Origin of the sequence: Burkholderia sp. Se-20378 (genome assembly GCF_017104665.1) — a bacterium.
GTDB classification, from domain to species: domain Bacteria; phylum Pseudomonadota; class Gammaproteobacteria; order Burkholderiales; family Burkholderiaceae; genus Burkholderia; species Burkholderia lata.
Genome location: NZ_JAAGPG010000623.1, coordinates 1 through 4,612, shown reverse-complemented (window position 1 = coordinate 4,612; position 4,612 = coordinate 1). Strand labels below are relative to the sequence as shown.

Sequence of the window (4,612 nt, the reverse complement as noted above, 5' to 3'; positions counted from 1 at the left end):
GCAACGGCTGGTTCGGGTTCGGCGCGCGCTGAGCGCACGCCGGCGGGCACCGCGCGCGACGATCGCCGTCGCGCCGTGGCCCGCTGGTCCGATTGCCCCGGCGATCGGAACCCATAAAAAAACCCCGGCTTTGCCGGGGTTTTTCATTTGAGGCGAGCGACGCTTACGCGACGCGTGCCGTCGGCTCGACGCCGGCCGCTTCGGCCAGGGCGAGCGCCTTGTCGGTCGCTTCCCACGAGAATTCCGGCTCTTCGCGGCCGAAGTGGCCGTAAGCAGCGGTCTTCTCGTAGATCGGGCGCAGCAGGTCGAGCATCTTGATGATGCCCTTCGGACGCAGGTCGAAATGCTCGCGCACGAGCTTCGTGATCACCGCATCCGACACGCGGCCCGTGCCGAACGTATTGACCATCACCGAGGTCGGCTCGGCAACGCCGATCGCGTACGACACCTGGATCAGCGCGCGCGACGCGAGGCCGGCGGCGACGATGTTCTTCGCGACGTAGCGGCCTGCGTATGCAGCCGAACGGTCGACCTTCGACGGATCCTTGCCCGAGAACGCGCCGCCGCCGTGCGGTGCGGCACCACCGTACGTGTCGACGATGATCTTGCGGCCGGTCAGGCCGCAATCGCCCTGCGGGCCGCCGATCACGAACCGGCCGGTCGGGTTCACCAGGAACTTGATGTCGCCCTTGATCAGGTCGGCCGGCAGCGTCGGCTTGATGATTTCCTCGATCACGGCTTCACGCAGCGCCGGCAGCTCGATGTCCGGTGCGTGCTGCGTCGACAGCACGACGGTGTCGATCGAATGCGGCTTGCCGTCGACGTAGCGGACCGTCACCTGCGACTTCGCGTCCGGGCGCAGCCATTGCAGGCGGCCGTCGCGGCGCAGGCTGGCCTGACGCTCGACGAGGCGGTGCGACAGATAGATCGGCAGCGGCATCAGTTCCGGCGTTTCATCGCACGCGTAACCGAACATCAGACCCTGGTCGCCCGCGCCCTGGTCGAGGTTGTCGTCGTGTGCACGATCGACGCCCTGGGCGATGTCCGGCGACTGCTTGTCGTACGCAACGAGCACGGCGCAACCCTTGTAGTCGATGCCGTAGTCGGTGTTGTCGTAGCCGATGCGCTTGATCGTGTCGCGCGCGATCTGGATGTAGTCGATGTTGGCCGTCGTGGTGATTTCACCGGCCAGGACGACGAGACCCGTGTTGCACAGCGTTTCCGCCGCAACGCGGGAATACTTGTCTTGCTCGAGGATGGCGTCGAGGATCGCGTCCGAGATTTGGTCCGCGACTTTGTCCGGATGGCCTTCAGAGACGGATTCGGACGTGAAGAGGTAATCGTTTGCCACTTTTTCAGGCTCCTGTGTGGTTACGGTTGGTTTCACGTAGCCAGCTTCGTTGGGCCTGAAGCGGCGACGCTTTAGCGGATTACCAGGACCGGGCAGCGCGTGTAACGCTAACCGGCTTCGCCCCGCAAGTTGTCAGTTAACTCGGCGAAGCCCGTATTATAGCGGCTTTCCTGAATTGTCACAGAGCGCCGCCCGTGCTGCATCTTCCGCTGTTTCACCACCCTGTTCGCAAAGCGCCGGCCAGCCGGTCCCACGGAGGTTTCGCATGCTAGGTCGTCTAGCCACGCACCTCGCCATTGGCTTGCTGAAACTGCTCGCCCTATTGCCGTACGGCCTGACCGCACGGTTCGGCGATGGTCTCGGCTGGCTGCTCTACAAGATCCCCAGCCGGCGAAAGCGCATCGTACACACCAATCTGAAACTCTGCTTCCCTGATTGGAGCGACGAACATCGCGAGGAAATCGCCGGGCAACACTTCCGCCATGCGATCCGCAGCTACGTCGAACGCAGCGTGCAATGGTTCGGCTCGGAGAAAAAGCTCGCGAAGCTGATCCAGGTCGACAGCGCGGTCGACCTCGACGATCCGAACCTGCCGCCGACGCTGTTCCTCGGCCTGCATTTCGTCGGCATCGAGGCCGGCTCGATCTGGCTGAATCGTTCGCTGCACCGCCGCTGCGGGTCGCTCTACCAGCCGTTCTCGAACGCGGTGCTCGAAGAAGAGGCAAAGAAGGCACGTGGGCGTTTCGACGCCGAGATGGTCGGCCGCGCGGACAGCGCGCGCGTCGTGCTGCGCTGGCTGCGCGACCGCAAGCCGGTGATGCTCGGCGCCGACATGGACTACGGGCTGCGCAATTCGACGTTCGTCCCGTTCTTCGGCGTGCCCGCCTGCACGCTGACGGCGGTCGGCCGGCTCGCGAAGACCGGCCGTGCGCAGGTCGTGCCGTTCATCGGCGAGGTGCTGCCGAACTACAAGGGCTACCGTCTGAAGGTATTCAAGCCGTGGGATCAGTACCCGACCGGCGACGACGATCTCGACGCGCGACGGATGAACGAATTCCTCGAGGAACAGATCCCGCTGATGCCCGAGCAATATTATTGGGTCCACAAGCGCTTCAAGACGCGCCCGAACGGCGAGCCGAGCCTGTACTGACCCTCGCAATCCGCGGGCGCGCCTTCATGTGCGCGCCCGCACTCCTCTCTACACCTTCTGCACGCTTTGTGCGCGCGCCCGCCACGAATCGAACCCGACCTGCTGCGCGAGCCATGGGTCGGCACGCCCGCCGTTGTCCTCCCCGAGCCACGCTTCGAGACGCAGCGCCATTTCCGGCGAGATGCCGGCATGGCCGTGCAGGATCCGCAACGGCGCGGCACGCGATACGCCAAGCCGAGCGGCGGCCTCGGTGACGGTAAGGCCGAACGCCGGCAGCACGTCATCGCGCAGGGCTTCACCAGGATGAGGTGGATTGAAGATGTGAGTCATGGCTTTCCTGACCAGGTCGCGGAGCCGTTTTCGTGCGACCAAACTATGCGATTCGTTCGGTTGCCCGGTTAATTTGACTCGTACGAAAGTGCTCGCTCGATTCACTCCATGCCTTCGCCATCCTCGCCATCCCTCTCATGCCCCCGCCCGCGCAGGACGCCCCTGTCGGCTGCATGTATCATTTGCGGTTGAGATCAGCACGACGAACGAGGCCGCCCGGCATGGCGCGGCGTCGCGCGCGCCGCGCTGACCGCCTTGTTCGCCATGGAAATCCGGACCCAGTGAAACTCTCGTTCACCAAGATGCACGGCGCGGGCAACGACTTCGTCGTGCTCGACGGCTATTCGCGCGCGTTGCCGCCGCTCACCGAAGCGCAGGTGCGTGCGCTCGCCAATCGTCACTTCGGCATCGGCGCCGACCAGCTGCTGCTCGTCGAAAAACCGACCGTCGACGGCGTGGATTTCAAGTACCGGATCTTCAATTGCGACGGCGGCGAGGTCGAACACTGCGGCAACGGCGCACGCTGCTTCGTGAAATTCGTCAGCGACCGCGGCCTGACCGACAAGCGCAGCGTGCGCGTGCAGGTGATGAAGGGCCTGATCACGCTGACGATGCAGGACAACGGCGAAGTCGTCGTCGACATGGGTGCGCCCGTGTTCACGCCGGCACAAGTGCCGTTCGATGCAGCAGGCCTCGACGGCCGCACCGAAGGCCACGACACGCTGTGGCCGCTCGACGTCGGCGGCGCGACGCGCTGGATCTCGACGGTGACGATGGGCAACCCGCACGCGGTGCAGGTCGTCGACGACACCGAGGCGTATCCGGTGCTCGAAGAAGGCCCGCTGATCGAGCACCACGCGCGCTTCCCGGAGCGCGTGAACGCCGGCTTCATGCAGCTCGTGTCGCGCAGCGAAGTGAAGCTGCGCGTGTACGAACGCGCGGCGGGCGAGACGCTCGCGTGCGGCACCGGCGCGTGCGCGGCGGTCGCGGCCGGCATCCGGCGCGGCCTGCTCGATTCGCCCGTGACCGTGCACACGCACGGCGGCACGCTGACGATCAGCTGGGACGGCGCGCGCGACGAAGCCGCCGCGCTGATGATGGCCGGCCCCGCCACGACCGTGTTCGAAGGCGAGATCGACCTGCCCGCCTGACCCCGCAACGTCCTTGATAACTGAACGCTCCAGCCACATGAACGATCGCGAAGTCGCCGACTACCTGCTCGCCAATCCCGAATTCTTCGCGCAGCACGCCGAACTGCTCGCGACGATCCGCCTCGCGAACCCGCACGGCAAGGCCGCGATCTCGCTGCAGGAGCGGCAGATGGAGATGCTGCGCGACAAGAACAAGCATCTCGAGCGCCGGCTCGCCGAACTCGTGCGCTACGGCCACGAGAACGACAGCCTGTCCGCGAAGTTCAGCCGCTGGACCGCACGCGTGATCGCGGAACGCGATCCGTACGCGCTGCCGCGCACGATCGCCGACGGCATCGCCGAAGTATTCGACGTGCCGCAGACGGCGCTGCGCGTGTGGGACGTCGCCGACACCTACTCGCAGGCCGATTTCGCGCGTCAGGTCGGCGAGGAAGTGCGCCTGTTCACGAATGGGCTGTCGACGCCGTACTGCGGCGCGAACACGGGCTTCGAAGCCGCGCAGTGGCTCGCGCCCGCGGTCGCCGCCTCGGCCCCGAATGCGGCGGCAAGGCCGGAAGCCGCACCGCCGGCCCGGAGTCGGAAGAGCGTCGTGGCGGCGAAGAGTGGTGGCAAGCGGGTAGATCGCGGGAG

5 protein-coding genes are annotated in these 4,612 nt (G+C 65.9%); 3 read left to right on the top strand and 2 right to left on the bottom strand.

Features of this window, described 5'->3' with window-relative positions; translation table 11 throughout:
* Nucleotides 1-163 precede the first annotated feature (163 nt).
* Nucleotides 164-1,351, bottom strand: a complete 1,188-nt coding sequence (gene metK, locus G3N93_RS35030) for a methionine adenosyltransferase (RefSeq protein ID WP_011353531.1) — start codon at nucleotides 1,349-1,351, stop codon at nucleotides 164-166.
* 265 nt (nucleotides 1,352-1,616) lie between these two features.
* On the opposite strand from metK, the gene lpxL reads away from it, so the two are divergent.
* Entirely contained in the window at nucleotides 1,617-2,501 is an 885-nt protein-coding gene (lpxL, locus tag G3N93_RS35025; protein ID WP_206135015.1) for a lauroyl acyltransferase LpxL, read from the top strand.
* 48 nt (nucleotides 2,502-2,549) lie between these two features.
* Here the strand turns inward: lpxL and G3N93_RS35020 are convergent, their stop codons facing one another.
* Nucleotides 2,550-2,831 (bottom strand): HigA family addiction module antitoxin, encoded by a 282-nt coding sequence (locus G3N93_RS35020; protein WP_206135014.1) that lies wholly within the window; start codon nucleotides 2,829-2,831, stop codon nucleotides 2,550-2,552.
* A gap of 281 nt (nucleotides 2,832-3,112) precedes the next feature.
* On the opposite strand from G3N93_RS35020, the gene dapF reads away from it, so the two are divergent.
* Both dapF and G3N93_RS35010 read left to right on the top strand, forming a co-directional pair.
* The gene (gene dapF / locus G3N93_RS35015) at nucleotides 3,113-3,982 is read left to right on the top strand and encodes a diaminopimelate epimerase (protein ID WP_174947702.1); all 870 of its coding nucleotides are present in this window, start codon (nucleotides 3,113-3,115) and stop codon (nucleotides 3,980-3,982) included.
* Between the two features lie 37 nt (nucleotides 3,983-4,019).
* On the top strand, nucleotides 4,020-4,612 hold a 593-nt coding region (locus G3N93_RS35010; RefSeq protein ID WP_241026831.1), incomplete at its 3' end, for a DUF484 family protein.

Bases quoted from the DNA above. Each gene is read 5' to 3' on its own strand.
- lpxL (WP_206135015.1), top strand. From the start codon at position 1,617: ATGCTAGGTCGTCTAGCCACGCACCTCGCCATTGGCTTGCTGAAACTG.
- G3N93_RS35020 (WP_206135014.1), bottom strand. From the start codon at position 2,831: ATGACTCACATCTTCAATCCACCTCATCCTGGTGAAGCCCTGCGCGAT.